We start from the raw sequence: 16,870 nt of genomic DNA, 5'->3' as shown, positions 1-16,870 counted from the left end.
ATCCATGGCCGGGCGCGGCTACCTCGGCATCCCTGCCGAGGTGCCCACTGCGCAAAACCTGCGCTCGGCCTCTCGATGGGGCAGATCAAGATCAAAAGCCAAAGCCAAAGCCAAAGCCAAAGCCAAAGCAGAGCAAAAGCAAGTTCGGCGCTTACTCAAAGTGGTGAAAAAACACACGGACCTGTGGGAGCGAGCCTGCTCGCGAAAGCGGTGTGTCAGCCAACATTGATTTCGGATGTCATGCCGCCTTCGCGAGCAGGCTCGCTCCCACAGGGATTTGGTACATCAGCAAAAGCCAGGTCGGCTGTCAGGCCGCCTCGCTTTGGCTTTCGATCTTCTTGCCCCATCGAGAGGCTGAGCGCAGGTTCTGCGCAGTGNNGGGGCAAGAGCCCTTGGTTACTTAGGGCCGGGCGGCGTTCCGTTTTTCCAAGTGACTCGCTGTAAGAGCGAAACCGCCAGTAGCCATCACCTAAAAAATGGATATTCACCCAATCCAGAAACCGCGGATTGTTACAACTTCGGCAACGAAGCTCTACAAAGTCGTTATTGTTTGCGCACGGCTCGACTCATTACCATACCTACATTGTTAGGTAGCTAACGGAGTTGAGGGGGCAACATGCAAACCAAAGTAGATGTCGCGGTGATGATCGGCAGCGGTGTGCCCGCCAGTTTGCGAGCCTTGGGCCAGAACGTGTGCTGGGTGGTGCTGTTGAACGGCGAACGCCGGGGTACGGTATTCTCCAGTCGCGAAGAAGCGCAGGAGTGCAAGGCTGCCTGGTTGGCGCAATTGAACGCCGACATCCCGGACAGCCTGCATTGAGCCTCTGGTCAGTGTACCTGGTGCATGCGCAGGTTCAGGTCATCGACCACCCGCGCCCAGTCGGCGTCTTCACGCAACTGTTCTTTCAGGAAACCTGACTGTTGCGGGGTCCAGAACTCGGCATCGATGAGTTTCTTGTTGTCAGGCAGCGGTGAATGGCTGGCAATGAAATCGTCGATAGCGTTCTGAGTGGAGTCCAGGCCGAGCTGATCGAACAAACCTTTCAAATCGTGGGTCGGTGATTCCATGTTCATCTCCTGGCAGGGGTGAATCGAGTTTGAAGCCTGAATGACGGCTCCCGTACTTCTGAGGGGGCCGTGCTTCAGGAGTTCGAAATCAATATTCAAACGCAGAAGTGAGCATAGACCGCAAACCCGACCCTCAGGCCTTCAAGGCGCCGGCATCGACGGCCGCCTTGAGTTCCTTCGCAGACTCCAGGGCGGCGAGGGCGGCGGTCTCCGTGGACTTGAACCAGCGGTCTTTCTCGACCTGGTGGTAAGTTACGGTTTTCAGCGGTGGCTTGGCGCGCATGACAATCACGGCCTGGAACTCGCCATCGACCTCTCTGGCTTCGCCCCGGATAAAAAATTCGCCGATATCAAATTCCGTCACGTTGCTGCCTTCCCCTGAAAATATATTGTTGTGTTCAACGACGCCCCACCGTGGCGGGACGCAATTGATTGGTCGGGCAGTATGGCAGCAGTTGCGGGCCGGCGGCTGAGTTAAGTCGCCGGCATGACGAAACGTCTCTAAGAATGAAGAGGCACCTTGTGTCAAATGCGTGACTCGAGCGAACGGGCGAGGGCGCAGGCTTCGTTATGATCGGTGCGGAAACCTCTTACATGCCCCGTGGACGTTTCCTTGATATGGAAGAACGCATTGCCGGCCAGGATCACCTGAAACCTCGGAAGAATGGGGACGTGGAACTGAAGCTCGGCGTGTTGCAACACCTCCGGACGTGGAATTGATGGAGGTGTCAGGGTATGGGCGAAGTGTGTCAGCGTGCACATGGGAAGTCCTTTTCGTTGTTTTACCGACGTATGCACGTCGGTATGGGTAGTCTCGGTGAGCATGGCTGCTCTAGAATCACCCTCACTGGTGGGTGATCGATGTTTATCTAAAGCAATTTTCGGCTGGCGATATGTCAGAAAAGTGCTTTTTTTTAAGAGTTTTTTCCCTGAAGTCGATAGTCCGTATTTCTCTAGCCGTACAAAGGGCGTTTTCCTTCAACCTTTGACGAATGCCAGTCAGGACGAGGCGAGCGGCGTCCAGTAGTCTGCTCAAGCCTCGGGATAGATGAGCGATCTGCCCATCAGGATCTCGACCCGGGTTTATCTGGTTACACCGTCGGCATTGCCGCTTTTTTCGGCTGTACGTTTTTTTATGCGTGCAGCATCATTTTCAGATGTGGGGATGGTTCCTTGGCAGTAAGTAATCTCGATATGCATGCTTTGTTCGTGCTGGGTGATTTGCGCGCAAAGCTGGTTAAACAGTTTCAGTCACGTTTCGTTTACATCACCGAACAGAACGCCGAAGGCATCTACGTCGCCGAGATCGACACCGAATCGGCGCTGGTGGTGGATGACAAGCCGGGGCTCAAACTCAAGGTCGGTGACCATTTCAGCGCCTCGGTCCTGCCCAGTCGCGAAGGCGGCAAGCTGGAAATCAAATTCCGCGAAATCAAACTGACGGTCTACGGCCTGGGTGACTACGCCTTTGTGACCACCGCCGACGGCGAGGCCATCGTGTTCAAGGAAGGCCACAGCGCGGTGACGGTGTTTGCGGCCCACCAGCAGTTGCAGGAAGGCCTGACCAAGACGCTCAAAGCCGTCACCGCCAAGGCCGCCAAGTGGCGCAAGGGCGAACTGGTGACGTTCAAGGCGAGCGAGTAATGAGCCTCACCCGCGCCGATTTCCACCAACAGAACCAGGCCAGCGCCCAGGTCGAAGCACGGCGTTTGTTCGAGCAGAAAACGGTTCTGCGCGGAGCCTGGTTGAACTGGGTGGCGTCACAGCTCTACGCGCTGCGCCCGGCGGAATACGCCAGCATGGTCAGGCGAGAGCTGATGCATTTGCAGGACGTTTCCGAAAATTAGTCCGATCCCCTCGAAAGCAGGAACCTCTACTACAGTCAGATGACTGAATGTTCAGAGGCTTTGCGGTCTTCTGCCAGGCCATCCTGCGATTGCTGTGAACAGCACGAGGTGCAAAAGCATGAAAGGTTTTCGAGGGTTGTTGGCCGCTGTCCTGGCCACTTGCGGATTGTTGGCGTCACCCGTTCCGGTGCTGGCCGCCCAGGCGCCGATCCATTTCGCCGACCTGAACTGGGAAAGCGGCAGCCTGATCACCGATATCCTGCGGATCATTGTCGAAAAGGGCTATGGCCTGCCGACCGACACGCTGCCGGGCACCACCATCACCCTGGAAACCGCTCTGGCCAACAATGACATTCAGGTCATTGGCGAAGAGTGGGCCGGGCGCAGTCCGGTGTGGGTCAAGGCCGAGGCCGAAGGCAAGGTCGCCAGTCTCGGCGACACGGTCAAGGGCGCCACCGAAGGCTGGTGGGTGCCGGAGTACGTGATCAAGGGCGACTCGGCCAAGGGAATCAAGCCCATGGCGCCGGACCTGCGCAGTGTCAGCGATCTGCCCAAATACAAGGACGTGTTCAAGGATCCGGAGGCACCGAACAAGGGGCGCTTCCTCAACAGTCCCATCGGCTGGACCTCGGAAGTGGTCAACAAGCAGAAGCTCAAGGCTTATGGGCTGGACGACAGCTACGTGAATTTCCGCAGCGGTTCGGGGGCGGCACTGGACGCCGAGATCAGTTCGTCGATCCGCCGGGGCAAACCGGTGCTGTTCTATTATTGGTCACCGACGCCATTGCTCGGTCGCTTCAAACTGATTCAGCTGGAAGAGCCGCCGTTTGATGCCGAAGCCTGGAAAACCCTGACCGACGCCGACAACCCGAACCCGAAACCTACCCGGTCGCTGCCTTCGAAGCTGTCCATTGGCGTGTCGTCGCCATTCCAGAAGCAGTACCCGCAGATTGCCGAGTTCTTCACCAAGGTTGATTTTCCCATCGACCCGTTGAACAAGGCGTTGGCCGAGATGAGCGAAAAACACACCGCGCCGCGTCAGGCGGCAGAGGATTTCATGAAGAAGCATCCGGATGTGTGGAAGGCCTGGGTGCCCAAGGATGTGGCGGACAAGGTGTCTGCCGAGTTGAAATGATGCGGTGAGGCTGATGCTCCCACATTGGATCTGTGGCGTTCACAAATCCCCTGTGGGAGCGAGCCTGCTCGCGAAGCTTTTAGAACCGAGTCTGCACCGCCAGCTCAAAAGTTCGCGGCGTACCCAAATAATAAGCCGGCGACACATGGGCGAACTCGGCATACACCTCGTTGGTCAGGTTCCGGACTCGCCCCGTGATGGTGGTAAGCCGATCAACCTTGTAACTGAGAAACGAGCCGTACAGCGTGTACGACGGAACGGTCATGGTGTTGGCGCTGTCGGCAAACACCGACGCCACGTAACGTGCATCTACACCTCCCTGCCATTGCGGCGCGAAATCATAGGTCAGCCACAGATTGCCGACGCGATCCGGCACGTTGGTCGGTGTGTTGCCCTGGCGTGAAACCACTTGGCCAGCGGCGTTCTTTTCGGTGAATTCGTCGTACCGGGCATCGACCCAGGCGAAGTTGCCTTCGGCCAACAGCTTGTCGGTGATCCGCAGCGAACTGGCCACTTCGATGCCTTTGGACGTTTGCTGGCCTACTGGAATGCTCAGGGTCGGGTCCAACGGATCGGTCACCGCAAAGTCCTTGCGCTCGATCGTATAGGCCGCCACCGTCACCGCGCCGCGACCGTCCAGATAATCGAACTTGCTGCCGACCTCCCACTGCTTGCCGGTGGACACGTCGAAGTCTTGCGTGCCATTGGGTTGCTCGGCAGCCGTGCTGTATTGCGCGTAGACGTTCGCCGAAGGCAGGATCTGATAAGTCAGACCGACCCGCCCGGTCACCGGCTCCCAGCTGCGCTTGAGGTGTCGGGGATTGCTGGTGGTCACGACGCGATGGTTGGTCACGTCCAGGTCGATGTCGTCATAGCGCAGGCCGGTGAGCAACGACAGTTTTTCGGTGAGTGCCAGGCGATTCTCGACGAACAGGGCCTTGGTGGTGACCTCGTTGGTCTTGTCGCTGACGAAACCCTGTCGCGTACCCGGAATATCGTAGAAGTGCCCCGGTTCATAGTTATTCGGATCCACGCTGCTGGCGCCTTTGACGTTCAAGGGCGAGTTGGTGGTCTGGTTCACCTTGTACTCGAAACCGCCGGACCAGGTGGTCGTCAGCCCCAGCAGGGTGTTGTCGTGGCGCAGTTCGAACTGGTTGCCGTTCTGCTCGCCCTGATGCCGCACCTGATACGCCGTGGAGCGGTTCACTGCCGTGTTGTCCGCGTTGTACTGGTAGGTTTCGAGGTTGCGGTAATCGCGCTGGCTGTCGAGGTGGTAAAGCATGTTGCGCAGGGTGGTGCTGTCGTTGATCCGGTAGTCGATGATCGAGCGCACCCAGATCGTCCGTTGTTCGTAACGGCCGTCCTCGACGTTGTAGTTGTTGAAGCGATTGTGTTTGTCGATTTTCAGTTCCCCAGCCTTGGGATTGAGTACCGGGGTGCCCCAGTAGGGACTGTCTTCGTGCTCGTCCTGGTATTCCAGGGCCAGGGTGTGGGACAGGTCCGGCGTCAGGTCGCTGAGCAGCGAGAACGCCACGCTCCAGGCATCGCGTTCCTGGCGGTCGATATAGCCGTTGCCGGTGTTGTGGCTGACGTCGAGGCGCGCATAGTGCTGCACGTCTGAGCTGGCTTCGCTCAAAGCGTGATTGAGACCGAAGGCGGTTTCGGTGGTGTCGTAGGTGCCGTAGCTGACCCGGCCTTCCAGCGCCTGCTCTTCACGGGTCGCCAGTTTGGTCACGTAATTCAGCGAACCCCCCACGGAGCCGGCGCCATTGATCAGCGATGACGGGCCGCCGACCAGTTCCACCCGATCATAAATCCATGAGTCCACTGGCCGCGCCAGTCCGCCGGACACGTTTACGCCGTTGAACATCTGGGTGATCTGGCTGCTGGTGAAGCCCCGATACGAGACGAAGCCACCGAACCCCGGCGGTGCACTGGCGTTGACGCCGGGCAGGGTGTTGGCGGCGTCCTGGAAGTTCTGTGCGCCGTGGCGCTCAATGTCGTTGCGGTTGGCGATGGCCACCGAAGCCGGGGTATCCCGCACACTCAAGCCCAGGCGCGAGGCCATGCCGCTGGACTGGTCCAGGTTCAGGCCGGGTTCGGCGTCTTGTTCGCCATCAATGGTGATCGGTGCGAGATCGACCGTGGATTGTGCCCAAGCGGTCACGGACAGGCAGCCGAACAGGCTTACCAGCAAAGGGCGGGTCACTACAGAAAAACGTGTCATCGATGAATCCTGAATTCTTGGCAAGCAAACAGCGCACACGCAAACGCCTCGCGTTGGCGAAGTGGGCTGATCGGTAGAGGCAAAGAGATTCAGGCGAGCGGTGGCGCGCGCGGATTGGCTGAGGGCCAGGTGAAACGGGCAGGGAGGTCGGCACTGGCGATCGGCGCCAGTGGTGGGCTGTGTTGTTCGGGAAGGATCGCCAGGGTCAGGCTGGAGTTGAGCGCGGGCCCCATACCACCGGTGGAGCACAGCGGGCAGCCGAACGCCTTGGACAGCGTCGGCAATTGTTCCTGGGAAGGGTTGGTCGAGACCGGTGCCTGGGTGCCCGGGTCGACCGCACAAAACTGGCCGCCGATGCCATTGAGCTGCATTCCGACCATTTGCCCGTGACCGATGCTGCAGGCGAACACATTGAGCAGAACGCAGCAGTAGAGCGTCCAGGCCAGCAGTGAGCGATCGGTGCGGGAGAATTTCATGGGGCGGCACTTTACTCCTCCGCCGACCGGTCGTGCACGTCAAAAAATGCCGACTAGGATGATTCTGACCCAATCTCTTTCAAGGATCTTCAACCATGACCTTTGCGTTGGCTCAATGGCTGGTGACGATATTTGCAGCGATCAGTTTGGTGCACGTTTATTGGGCGTTGGGTGGTGAATGGGCGGCGGTGGCGGCCGTGCCGCAAATACCGGTGGAGGGCGGTGTGCGATTGCAGCCAGCCTTCGAGCCGCGAGGCTGGGTCACGCTGCTGGTGGCCGCGGCCTTGTCTGTTATTGCCCTGTTGGTATGTTTGCGGGTTGGCTGGTGCCTGCCGCAGGTGGAACACAAAGCGCTGCAATGGGTGATCAGCGCGATTGCGATATTGCTCTTCGCCCGGGCGATCGGGGATTCGGAGCTGGTGGGGTTTTTCAAGGAGGTCAAGGATTCACGGTTTGCCCGGTGGGATACCTGGGTGTACTCGCCGTTATGTGTGGTGTTGGGGGCCGGGTTATTGGCGGTGGCGTGGGTTTGAGGTGCTGCAAAAAGCATCGCGGGCAAGCCTTGCTCCCACAGGATCGCGCCGTACCGTCAGGCAAGAACGACGTAAAACTGTGGGAGCAAGGCTTGCCCGCGATGGGGGCGGCCCGATCAATACAAATTCCGAATTCAAATGCCCGGTTCGGTACGGCGACTGCTGACCTCCGCCGGCACATCATCTCCGGCCATGCGCTTGCGAAACAGCGCCGCCCGCGCCAGCAGCAACGTCGTCACCGGCACGGTGATCGCCAGCAAAATCGGAATCAGCCACGCGTGCAACACCGGCGCGGACTTGAGTGCGGAAAAGTAGATGATCGACGCCAGCGCCACACACCAGGCACCCAAGGTCGAAGCCAGGGCTGGTGGGTGCATGCGCTGGAAATACTCTTTCATCCGCACCAGGCCGATGGCGCCGATCAGCGCAAACAGGCTGCCGAGCACCAGCAGGATCGCCACCGGGATTTCCACCCACAAGGACAATTCGGCATTCATTCGATCACCTCGCCGCGCAGGAGGAATTTCGCCAGGGCAAACGAGCCGACGAAACCGAACAGGGCGATCAGCAGCGCCGCCTCGAAGTAGGTGTCACTGGCATAGCGAATGCCCAGCGCCAGCATCATCAGCATGGCGATGATGTACAGGTAGTCCAGCGCCAGTACCCGGTCCTGGGCCGACGGGCCCTTGAACAGACGGATCAGGGTCAGGACCATCGCCACGGAAAACAGGAACAGGCTCAGCAGGATCGCGTTCGAGAGCAAGGCGCTCATTCGAATATCTCCATCAACGGGCGCTCGTATGTCGCCTTGAAGTGCTCAATGAACGGCGCTTCGTCCTCCAGATCGAAGACGTGCAGCAACAGAATGCTGCGGTCCAGCGCCAACTCGGACCAGACCGTGCCGGGCACTACCGTGCAGATCATCGACAGCGTCGCCAGGCCATTGGCATCGCGCAGGTCCAGCGGCACCTTGATGAACCGCGAGCGCGGCGGGCGGCGGCCGGCGTTGAGCACGCCCCAGGCCACGGCGACGTTGGACACCAGCACATCACGACCGACCACCAGGAACAGGCGCAGGATCACACCCGGCCGGCGAATGCGGATCGGCAGCGGACGCAACTTGCGCATCATCAACGGCGCACAGAAACCCAGTGCGGCCCCCAACAGCAGGTTGCCGGGGCTCATCGACAGGTTCAGCAGCAGCCACAGCATCCACAGGGCCAGCGACAGCCACGGCGCGGGAAACAGGCGCTTCATGGTTGCACCTCCAGCATCGCAGCCTTGGCTTCAGGACTTGGCACGGCACGGGTGCCGAGCACAGCCATCACGTACTGCTGCGGATTGTTCAAGGCATCGGCGGCGGCCTGGGTGTAGCGCAGCAACGGTTCGGCCTTGAAGGTCAGCGCGATGCTCAAGGCCAGCAGGGCGAAGATCGGCACGCATTCCAGGCGTCGCAGCACCGGCGATGGTCGTTCTGCCGGCGTCCAGAAACGCTTGATGCCCAGGCGCGAAAAAGCCACAAGCGATGCCAGGCCGGAGAGGATCAGCAAGGCGAGCAAACCCCACGCTCCGTTCGAGATCGGTGCTTCATGGCCCAGGCCCAGCGGATTGAGGAGGGCACTGAGCAGGCCGAGTTTACCGATGAAACCGGAAAGCGGCGGCATGCCAACGATCAGCAATGTGCAGGCAATGAAGCTCAGGCCGAGAAACGCCATGGTCCAGGGAATCACCTGGCCGACCACGGCTTTCTGATCGTCGTCGAGGTTGATGCCCTTGACCGGCGCCGACGACTCCAGTGGTCGTGGCAGCATTTCGTTTTCATCTTCCAGCGGGATCTCACTGGCAGAGCGCGAACGCTCGATCAACTCGGCCAGCAGGAACAGCGCACTCAAGGCCAGGGTCGAGCTGACCAGATAAAACAGCGCCGCACCGATCAGGTTGGGTTGGGCGAAACCGATGGCCGACAAGAGAATCCCCGCCGACACCAGAATGCTCAAACTGGCCATGCGCTCCAGGCGTTGCGCGGCGAGGATCGCCACCGCCGCGCAGGCGATGGTCAACAGGCCGCCGTAGATCAGCCAGTCGCCGCCGAAATACGCCGATGCCCCAGCCTGACCGGAGAACAGCAGGGTCCACAGGCGCAGGAAGGTATAGACACCGACCTTGGTCATGATCGCGAACATCGCCGCCACCGGTGCGCTCGCCGACGAATACGCCGGCACCAGCCAGAAGTTCAGCGGCCACATCCCGGCCTTGGCCAGGAACGCTACCGCGAGAATCCCCGCGCCGGCGTGCAGCAGCCCGCAGTCGGCCTGCGGCACCAACGGGATTTTCAGCGCCAGGTCAGCCATGTTCAAGGTGCCGGTGACGCCGTAGATCAGCGCCGCACCGATCAGGAACAAGGTCGAGGCCAGCAGGTTGATCGAGATGTAATGCAGCCCCGACGACACCCGCGCGCGGCCCGAACCGTGCAGCATCAAGCCATAGGACGCGGCTAGCAGCACTTCGAAGAACACGAACAGATTGAACAGGTCGGCGGTGAGGAACGCGCCGTACAGGCCCATCAACTGGATCTGGAACAGCGCATGGAAGCTCGAACCGGCGCTGTCCCAGCGCGCCATGGCGAACAACAGGGCGCTGACGCCGATGATTCCGGTCAGCACCAGCATCAGCGCCGACAGGCGATCGACCACCAGCACCAGGCCGAACGGCACTTGCCAGTTGCCCGGCAGGTACACGCCGATGGAGCCGGGCACGCCGGTGGTCTGCGTCCATTGCAGCAGCAAAAGGGAGATGCCCAGCCCCAGCAGGCTGGAGAACAGGTTGATTTTTGCTTTGAGCGGCCGGTGCTTTTCGCCGAGCATCAGCATGATGGCGGCGGTCAGCAACGGCAGCAGGATCGGTGCCGCGATCAGGTGCGTCATCGGGTTCATTCTTTGGGCTCCCGGCCGTCCACATGGTCGGTGCCGGTCAGGCCCCGGGAGGCCAGCAAGACCACCAGGAACAACGCGGTCATGGCGAAGCTGATGACGATCGCGGTCAAGACCAGCGCCTGGGGCAGCGGGTCGGTGTAATGCAGCAGATCCTGCGGCACGCCGTCCTTGATGATCGGCTCCTTGCCGATGAACAGGCTGCCCATGCTGAAGATGAACAGGTTGACGCCATAGGACAGCAGGCACAGGCCCATGACCACCTGGAACGTCCGTGGCCGCAGGATCAGCCAGACGCCGGACGCGGCCAGGACGCCGATGGCGATTGCGATGACTTCTTCCATCAGACGGCCTCCTTGATGGCGGCGGGTTTGGGTTGGGCGGCGGTCTTGTGACCCCGCACCGATTGGTGGGCGAGGGCGGTGAGGATCAGCAGTGTCGAACCGACCACCACCGCGTACACGCCAATGTCGAAGAACAATGCGCTGGCCAGGTGAATGTCGCCCAGCAACGGCAGGTCGAGATGCCAGGTGTGGGTGGTCAGGAACGGATAGCCGACCGCCATCGCACCGAGACCGGTGACCGTGGCGAACAACAGGCCGGTGCTCATCCAGCGCAATGGCCGCAGGCTCATCTGCGCCTCGACCCACTGGGTGCCTGCCACCATGTATTGCAGGATGAACGCCACCGACATCACCAGCCCCGCGACAAAACCGCCGCCCGGCAGGTTGTGCCCGCGCATGAACAGGTAGAACGACACCACGAAGGCAATCGGCAACAGCAGGCGCACCAGCACTGCCGGGACCATCATGAAGCCGAGCGCGGTGTCGCTGGCATGACGCGGGTTGACCAGGTCGGTGACCACGTCGGGCGCGAGCAAGCGCTGCTGGGCGGGCAATTGCAGGCTTTCTTTCGGCGGGCGGAAACGACGCAACAGGGCGAACACGGTCAACGCCACCGCCACCAGTACGGTGATTTCGCCGAGGGTGTCGAAACCACGGAAGTCCACCAGCATCACGTTGACCACGTTGCTGCCGCCGCCCTCGGGCAGGGCGCGGCTCAAGTAGAACGAGGAAATATCGTTCGGCGTCTGCCGGGTCAGCATCGCGTAGGCCAGCAATGCCATACCGCCGCCGACCACGGTCGACAGCAGCAAGTCGCGGATCCGCCGGATGCGCGCCCTGCGCAGGCTGCTCGGCAACGGCGAAACCTCTTCGATCCGCCGTGGCAGCCAGCGCAGGCCCAGCAGGATCAGCACCGTGGTCACCACTTCGACCACCAGTTGCGTCAAGGCCAGGTCCGGCGCCGAGAACCAGACGAAGGTCACGCAGGTCATCAGGCCGCAGACGCTGACCATGGTCAGGGCGGCGAGTCGGTGATACTTGGCTTGATACGCGGCGCCCAGCGCACAGGCAATCGCCAGCAGCCACAGGATGACGAACACGATCGACCCCGCAATCTTCGGCCGGTCGCCCCAGTGCAGGCTGCTGTGCAGCATCGGGATCAGCCCGGCCAGCACGGCGGCGAGCACCATCAAAAACAGTTGGGTTTGCAGGCGCCGGGTGCTGATCCGCCGTTCCAGGCGACGGGCCAGGCGCATCTTGATCACCAGGACGCGTTCGAACAGGCGCTTGCCGTTGAACCGGCCAATCAGCGGCGGGTAGTGGAAGCGCCCGCGCTTGAGCTGCTTGCGCAGCAACAGGTACAGCACGATGCCGCCGGACATGGCGATCAGGCTCATAATCATCGGCGCATTCATGCCGTGCCAGATCGCCAGGCTGTACTCCGGCAGCGTGCCACCCACCACCGGCAGCGCGGCCGCGGCAAGCAACGGGCCGACCACTTGCGCCGGGAAGATCCCGACCACCAGGCAGGTGAACACCAGCAACTCGACCGGTGCACGCATCCAGCGCGGTGGTTCGTGCGGCGTGTGGGGCAGGTCGGTGGCGGTGGGGCCGAAGAACACGTCCACGGTAAAGCGCAGGGAGTAGGCGACACTGAACGTCCCGGCGATGGTCGCGACGATTGGCAGGGTCGTTTCGATCCAGGCCGTGGCGTTGATGAACACGGTTTCGGCGAAGAACATCTCTTTCGACAGGAAGCCGTTTAACAATGGCACGCCGGCCATGGAGGCGCTGGCGACCATGGCCAGGGTGGCGGTAAACGGAATCAGCTTGAACAGGCCATTGAGCCGGCGGATGTCCCGGGTGCCGCTTTCGTGGTCGATGATCCCGGCGGCCATGAACAGCGAGGCCTTGAACGTGGCGTGGTTGAGGATGTGGAACACCGCCGCCACGGCCGCCAGCGGGCTGTTCAGGCCCAGCAGCAGGGTGATCAGGCCCAGGTGACTGATGGTCGAGTAGGCCAGCAGGCCTTTGAGGTCGTTCTGGAACATCGCGCAGTACGCACCGAGCAACAGGGTGCAAGCCCCGGCGCCGCTGACGATGTAGAACCATTCTTCGCTGCCGGACAGCGACGGCCACAGGCGCGCCAGCAGGAATACCCCGGCCTTGACCATGGTCGCCGAGTGCAAATAGGCCGAGACAGGTGTCGGTGCCGCCATGGCGTGGGGCAGCCAGAAGTGGAAGGGGAATTGCGCGCTTTTGCTCAGGGCGCCAATCAGGATCAGGGGCAACAGGATGGGGTAGAGGGCATGTGCACGAATCAGATCGCCGGCGGCCAGGACCTTGTCCAGGTCATAGCTGCCGACCACATGGCCAAGCAACATAACCCCCGCCAGCAGGCACAAACCACCGGCCCCCGTGACCATCAGCGCCATGTACGCGCCGCGCCGCGCATCGGCGCGGTGGTGCCAGTAGCCGATCAGCAGGAACGAGAAGAGGCTGGTCAGCTCCCAGAAAAACACGATCTGGATCAGGTTGCCGGAGATCACCAGCCCGAGCATGGCGCCCATGAACGCCAGGAAAAACGCGAAGAAGCGTGGCACCGGATCGTCCGGCGACATGTAGTAACGGGCGTATAGCGAAACCAGGGTGCCGATGCCCAGCACCAGCATCGAGAACAGCCAGGCGAAACCGTCCATGCGCAGGACGAAGTTCAGGCCCAGGCTCGGCAGCCAGAAGAATTCTTCACGAATGACGCCGCCATGGGCGATTTGCGGGTACAGGAGGGCGACCTGGACGGTGCCGATCAGGGCAACCAGGCCAGCCAGCAGCGATTCGGTGTTACGCGCGTTGTGTGGCAGCACCGCTGCCAGACAGCTGCCTATGAAAGGCAGAAGCAGTAGAACTATCAAGGACATAGGCTTCTAATCTGCGGAAGTTTGTGAAGCATCATACGTGCCAGCTCCCGGATCACCAAACGCCAAGCTGTCGCAGAATCCTACAAGGTAGACGGAAAAAGCCTGTTTAACATTGTTTCAAGGGATTGTGTTCAGCAGGTCCGGCCCCATCGCGGGCAAGCCTTGCTCCCACAGGTTTGTGTTGATTGCATTTCTTGTGAACGACACAAAACCTGTGGGAGCAAGGCTTGCCCGCGATGGCGTCCGACCTGACACCAGAAATGCTCCGACTTAACCCTCGGTTTCCCGCTCCAACGCCTCTTCAGCCGCAGCAGTTTTACCCTTGGTCTTCAACTCACTGACAATCACCGCCGCCACAATCAACCCGGCCCCCAGCAATGCAATCGCCGGCAAGCGCTCCCCGGCGATCCGCCCGACAATCCCGGCCCACACTGGCTCACCGGCATAAATCAAGGTGGCGCGGGTTGGTGAAACACTTTTCTGCGCCCAGTTCATGGCCACCTGAATCGCCGCACTCGCCGCGCCCAGCCCCAGGGCGCTGCACAGCAACAGCCAGGAAAAATCCGGAATGCGTTCCTGGGTCGGCACCACCATCAGGAACGATAGCAGCGAAGTGACCGCCAGTTGCACCACGGTCACCCGCTTCACATCGACTTGCCCGGCGAAGTTGCTGATCAGGATGATCTCCGCGGCAATGGCGATGGCACTGATCAGGGTGGCGATTTCACCGGGGCTGAAATTCAACGCCGCGCCGGAGGGCCCCGACAACAGCATCAACCCGGTAAACGCCAGCATGATCCCGATGCTCGGCATCAATCCCGGGCGACGCCCCAGCACCAGCCATTGCAGCAACGGCACGAAGGGTACGTACAACGCGGTGATGAACGCCGACTGGCTGCTGGGAATGCTTTGCAGGCCCACCGTCTGCAAACCGTAGCCCAGCATGATCGCCACGCCGATAAAGGCCCCGGCCTTGAGCTCGAACAGGGTCAGTTCCCGCAGGCTGCGCCAGGAGAACAGGGCGACAAGACACGCGGCGGCGGCAAAGCGCAGGCCGACGAAGAACATCGGTCCGCTGACGGTCATCGCATGCTGTACCAGCAAAAAGGTCCCGCCCCAGACCATGGTAATCAGCACCAGCACGCACTCAGCCTTGCTGAGCCGCAGGAAACGGGAGGTAGCCTGGGAGGAGTTCACCGACGTCATGATCTTGCACACTATTTGAGGGGGACGCACAATGCGCCGGAAGTTGGGCAGTATACTGCGCAACACCACTAAGTGAGCAATATAGTGCACAAAGATTCCACCCAACGGGCTTCAGTCCTGCAGCACGTCAGCCAGAACGTTCGCCGCTTGCGCCATGCCGCGGACATGAGCCAGACCGCCCTGGCGGAAAAATCGGGTGTCAGCCGGCGCATGCTGGTGGCCATCGAGGCCGGCGAAAAGAACGTCAGCCTGACCACCCTCGATCGCGTGGCTGAGGCTTTGGACGTGGCGTTCAGCGACCTGATCCAGGCCCCTGACGTGCGTGACCATAGCCGCATTAACGAACTGGCCTGGGCCGGGACGATCCCCGGCAGCAAAGCCGTGTTGCTGGCCAAGGCCAACGCCAGCCGTGAAGTCGAACTGTGGGAATGGCGCCTCGAACCGGGCGAGCATTACCCGTCGGAGCCGGATGCCGATGGCTGGAGCGAACAGTTTTACGTCTTCGAAGGTTGCCTGACCGTCATGGTGGGTGACGTGCCGCACCGTATCAGCGCCGGCGAGTTCTTCATGTTCGCCAGCAACCAGCCCCATTCCTATCGCAACGATGGGCCGGTGGCGGTGCGGTTTGTGCGCAACGTAGTGATCTGAACTGTTGGCCCATCAACACGGGATAAACATTTTGTGTTTCTGAAGCTGTAAGTGTTTCTCTGATTATTCGTTAACATATTGAAAAATAACGAATTTAATTTCAGGCACGACTCCTGCAAAAGCTCAGGGAATTCCTTTCCCCCCGCTACGGAGTGCCGTTTGATGGCCCGTGAAATTCGTCTCAACGCTTTTGACATGAACTGCGTCGGCCACCAGTCACCGGGGCTGTGGGCGCACCCGCGGGATCGCTCGTGGCAATACAAGGACCTCGAATACTGGACCGATCTGGCGAAGATCCTCGAGCGTGGCAAGTTCGACGGTTTGTTCATCGCCGATGTGCTGGGCATTTACGACGTCTACAACGGCAATGGTGATGCGGCGATTCGCCAGGCGGCGCAGGTGCCGGTCAATGATCCCCTGCAATTGATCCCGCCGATGGCACTGGTTACCGAGCACCTGGGTTTTGGCCTGACTGCGTCGCTGTCGTTCGAGCATCCGTACCCGTTCGCCCGGCGCCTGTCGACCCTCGATCACCTGACCAAGGGCCGCGCCGGCTGGAACATCGTCACGTCGTATCTGGAGAGCGGCGCGAAGAACCTCGGACAGAAAGCCCAGACCGAACACGATGCCCGCTACGACTTCGCCGAGGAATACCTGGAGGTTTGCTACAAGCTGTGGGAAGGCAGTTGGGAAGAGGGCGCGATCCTGCGCGACCGTGAGCGCCGGGTGTTCAGCGACCCGACCAAAATCCACGAGATCCGGCACGTCGGCAAGCATTTCCAGGTGCCGGGCATTCACCTGTGCGAGCCGTCGCCGCAACGCACACCGGTGCTCTATCAGGCCGGTGCATCGAGTCGCGGCAAGCAGTTCGCCGCCAAACATGCCGAGTGCGTGTTCGTCGCTGCGCCATCGAAGGTGCTGCTGAAGAAAACCGTCGCTGACATCCGCCGTCGCGCCGCCGAAGCCGGGCGCGATCCGTCGAAGGTCCTGATCTTCAACCTGCAAACGGTGATCCTCGGCGAGACCGACGCCAAGGCCAGGGCCAAGTTCGAGGAATACAAAACCTGGGTCAGCTATGAAGGCGCCATGGCGTTGATTTCGGGATGGACCGGGATCGATTTCAGCCAGTTCAAACCGGATGAACCGCTCAAGCATGTGCACACCAATGCCATTCAGTCGGCGGTCGAGGCGTTTTCCACGGCGGATCCGAACAAGGTCTGGACGCCCAACGAACTGGCGGACTGGGTGGGCATCGGCGGCTTTGGCCCGCTGTTTGTCGGCAGCCCGGAAACCGTCGCCGACCTGCTGCAGGAGTGGGTCGAGGACACCGATGTGGACGGCTTCAACCTGGCTTACGCACTGACCCACGAAACCTTTATCGATGCTGTGGAACTGCTGGTTCCGGAGTTGCAGAAGCGTGGGGTGTACAAGACCGAATATGCTCCGGGGACTTTGCGCGAGAAGTTGTTCGGGGAGGGACCGCGATTGCCGCAGGTACATCCGGGCAGTGGCTATCGCGATCTGGCGGAATTGCGGCG

At 60.8% G+C, this 16,870-nt stretch carries 19 protein-coding genes and 1 pseudogene; 8 read left to right on the top strand and 12 right to left on the bottom strand.

Features of this window, described 5'->3' with window-relative positions; translation table 11 throughout:
- Both GPL81_RS31455 and GPL81_RS15490 read left to right on the top strand, forming a co-directional pair.
- Positions 1 to 229: pseudogene (locus GPL81_RS31455) on the top strand (hypothetical protein); the annotation flags it as partial.
- A 387-nt stretch (positions 230 to 616) separates the two neighbouring features.
- Positions 617 to 820, top strand: a complete 204-nt coding sequence (locus GPL81_RS15490) for a hypothetical protein (protein ID WP_160107461.1) — start codon at positions 617 to 619, stop codon at positions 818 to 820.
- A gap of 8 nt (positions 821 to 828) precedes the next feature.
- On the opposite strand, the gene GPL81_RS15485 is transcribed toward GPL81_RS15490, so the two are convergent.
- The 3 genes from GPL81_RS15485 to GPL81_RS15475 form a co-directional block, all read right to left on the bottom strand.
- The gene (locus GPL81_RS15485; RefSeq protein ID WP_160107460.1) at positions 829 to 1,068 is read right to left on the bottom strand and encodes a DUF2789 domain-containing protein; all 240 of its coding nucleotides are present in this window, start codon (positions 1,066 to 1,068) and stop codon (positions 829 to 831) included.
- A 133-nt stretch (positions 1,069 to 1,201) separates the two neighbouring features.
- Positions 1,202 to 1,432: a hypothetical protein gene (locus tag GPL81_RS15480; protein ID WP_096510260.1), complete on the bottom strand. Its 231-nt coding sequence runs from the start codon at positions 1,430 to 1,432 to the stop codon at positions 1,202 to 1,204.
- A gap of 161 nt (positions 1,433 to 1,593) precedes the next feature.
- Positions 1,594 to 1,830 carry a hypothetical protein gene (locus tag GPL81_RS15475; protein ID WP_160107516.1) on the bottom strand — a complete coding sequence of 79 codons (237 nt, stop codon included), beginning with the start codon at positions 1,828 to 1,830 and terminating at the stop codon, positions 1,594 to 1,596.
- Between the two features lie 411 nt (positions 1,831 to 2,241).
- Between GPL81_RS15475 and GPL81_RS15470 the strand changes: the two genes are divergently transcribed.
- The 3 genes from GPL81_RS15470 to GPL81_RS15460 all read left to right on the top strand — a co-directional run bounded on the left by GPL81_RS15470 (position 2,242) and on the right by GPL81_RS15460 (position 4,050).
- A complete protein-coding gene (locus GPL81_RS15470; RefSeq protein WP_096510261.1) occupies positions 2,242 to 2,712 on the top strand; it encodes a hypothetical protein in 471 nt (156 codons plus the stop codon).
- Complete coding sequence (locus tag GPL81_RS15465; protein ID WP_160107459.1) at positions 2,712 to 2,915, top strand: hypothetical protein; 204 nt, start codon at positions 2,712 to 2,714, stop codon at positions 2,913 to 2,915. Before GPL81_RS15470 ends, GPL81_RS15465 begins: the two co-directional genes overlap by 1 nt.
- A gap of 118 nt (positions 2,916 to 3,033) precedes the next feature.
- Complete coding sequence (locus GPL81_RS15460) at positions 3,034 to 4,050, top strand: ABC transporter substrate-binding protein (protein ID WP_160107458.1); 1,017 nt, start codon at positions 3,034 to 3,036, stop codon at positions 4,048 to 4,050.
- A 79-nt stretch (positions 4,051 to 4,129) separates the two neighbouring features.
- Here the strand turns inward: GPL81_RS15460 and GPL81_RS15455 are convergent, their stop codons facing one another.
- The gene (locus tag GPL81_RS15455) at positions 4,130 to 6,277 is read right to left on the bottom strand and encodes a TonB-dependent receptor (protein WP_160107457.1); all 2,148 of its coding nucleotides are present in this window, start codon (positions 6,275 to 6,277) and stop codon (positions 4,130 to 4,132) included.
- A gap of 89 nt (positions 6,278 to 6,366) precedes the next feature.
- The gene (locus tag GPL81_RS15450) at positions 6,367 to 6,753 is read right to left on the bottom strand and encodes a DUF2946 domain-containing protein (protein WP_160107456.1); all 387 of its coding nucleotides are present in this window, start codon (positions 6,751 to 6,753) and stop codon (positions 6,367 to 6,369) included.
- Between the two features lie 95 nt (positions 6,754 to 6,848).
- Here GPL81_RS15450 and GPL81_RS15445 point away from each other — a divergent pair, with 95 nt between their 5' ends.
- Entirely contained in the window at positions 6,849 to 7,286 is a 438-nt protein-coding gene (locus GPL81_RS15445; RefSeq protein WP_160107455.1) for a DUF3995 domain-containing protein, read from the top strand.
- A gap of 134 nt (positions 7,287 to 7,420) precedes the next feature.
- On the opposite strand, the gene GPL81_RS15440 is transcribed toward GPL81_RS15445, so the two are convergent.
- The 7 genes from GPL81_RS15440 to GPL81_RS15410 form a co-directional block, all read right to left on the bottom strand.
- The gene (locus GPL81_RS15440; protein WP_160107454.1) at positions 7,421 to 7,783 is read right to left on the bottom strand and encodes a Na+/H+ antiporter subunit G; all 363 of its coding nucleotides are present in this window, start codon (positions 7,781 to 7,783) and stop codon (positions 7,421 to 7,423) included.
- A complete protein-coding gene (locus tag GPL81_RS15435; protein ID WP_160107453.1) occupies positions 7,780 to 8,058 on the bottom strand; it encodes a K+/H+ antiporter subunit F in 279 nt (92 codons plus the stop codon). Before GPL81_RS15435 ends, GPL81_RS15440 begins: the two co-directional genes overlap by 4 nt.
- Positions 8,055 to 8,543 (bottom strand): Na+/H+ antiporter subunit E, encoded by a 489-nt coding sequence (locus tag GPL81_RS15430; RefSeq protein WP_160107452.1) that lies wholly within the window; start codon positions 8,541 to 8,543, stop codon positions 8,055 to 8,057. The genes GPL81_RS15435 and GPL81_RS15430 overlap by 4 nt, the downstream gene beginning before the upstream one ends.
- The gene (locus GPL81_RS15425) at positions 8,540 to 10,219 is read right to left on the bottom strand and encodes a monovalent cation/H+ antiporter subunit D (protein ID WP_160107451.1); all 1,680 of its coding nucleotides are present in this window, start codon (positions 10,217 to 10,219) and stop codon (positions 8,540 to 8,542) included. The genes GPL81_RS15430 and GPL81_RS15425 overlap by 4 nt, the downstream gene beginning before the upstream one ends.
- Complete coding sequence (locus tag GPL81_RS15420) at positions 10,216 to 10,560, bottom strand: Na+/H+ antiporter subunit C (RefSeq protein WP_007986256.1); 345 nt, start codon at positions 10,558 to 10,560, stop codon at positions 10,216 to 10,218. Before GPL81_RS15420 ends, GPL81_RS15425 begins: the two co-directional genes overlap by 4 nt.
- Positions 10,560 to 13,478, bottom strand: a complete 2,919-nt coding sequence (locus GPL81_RS15415; RefSeq protein WP_160107450.1) for a monovalent cation/H+ antiporter subunit A — start codon at positions 13,476 to 13,478, stop codon at positions 10,560 to 10,562. The genes GPL81_RS15420 and GPL81_RS15415 overlap by 1 nt, the downstream gene beginning before the upstream one ends.
- A 270-nt stretch (positions 13,479 to 13,748) precedes the next feature.
- The gene (locus GPL81_RS15410; RefSeq protein ID WP_160107449.1) at positions 13,749 to 14,774 is read right to left on the bottom strand and encodes a DMT family transporter; all 1,026 of its coding nucleotides are present in this window, start codon (positions 14,772 to 14,774) and stop codon (positions 13,749 to 13,751) included.
- Between GPL81_RS15410 and GPL81_RS15405 the strand changes: the two genes are divergently transcribed.
- Both GPL81_RS15405 and GPL81_RS15400 read left to right on the top strand, forming a co-directional pair.
- On the top strand, positions 14,769 to 15,332 hold the full coding sequence (locus GPL81_RS15405; RefSeq protein WP_160107448.1) for a helix-turn-helix domain-containing protein: 564 nt from the start codon (positions 14,769 to 14,771) through the stop codon (positions 15,330 to 15,332). The genes GPL81_RS15410 and GPL81_RS15405 overlap by 6 nt on opposite strands.
- A 162-nt stretch (positions 15,333 to 15,494) precedes the next feature.
- Positions 15,495 to 16,870 (top strand): LLM class flavin-dependent oxidoreductase (locus tag GPL81_RS15400; protein ID WP_160107515.1); only part of this gene is annotated, 1,376 nt, incomplete at its 3' end.

Source organism: Pseudomonas izuensis, from assembly GCF_009861505.1.
GTDB classification, from domain to species: Bacteria; Pseudomonadota; Gammaproteobacteria; order Pseudomonadales; family Pseudomonadaceae; genus Aquipseudomonas; species Aquipseudomonas izuensis.
This window is presented reverse-complemented; position numbering and strand designations above follow the sequence as displayed.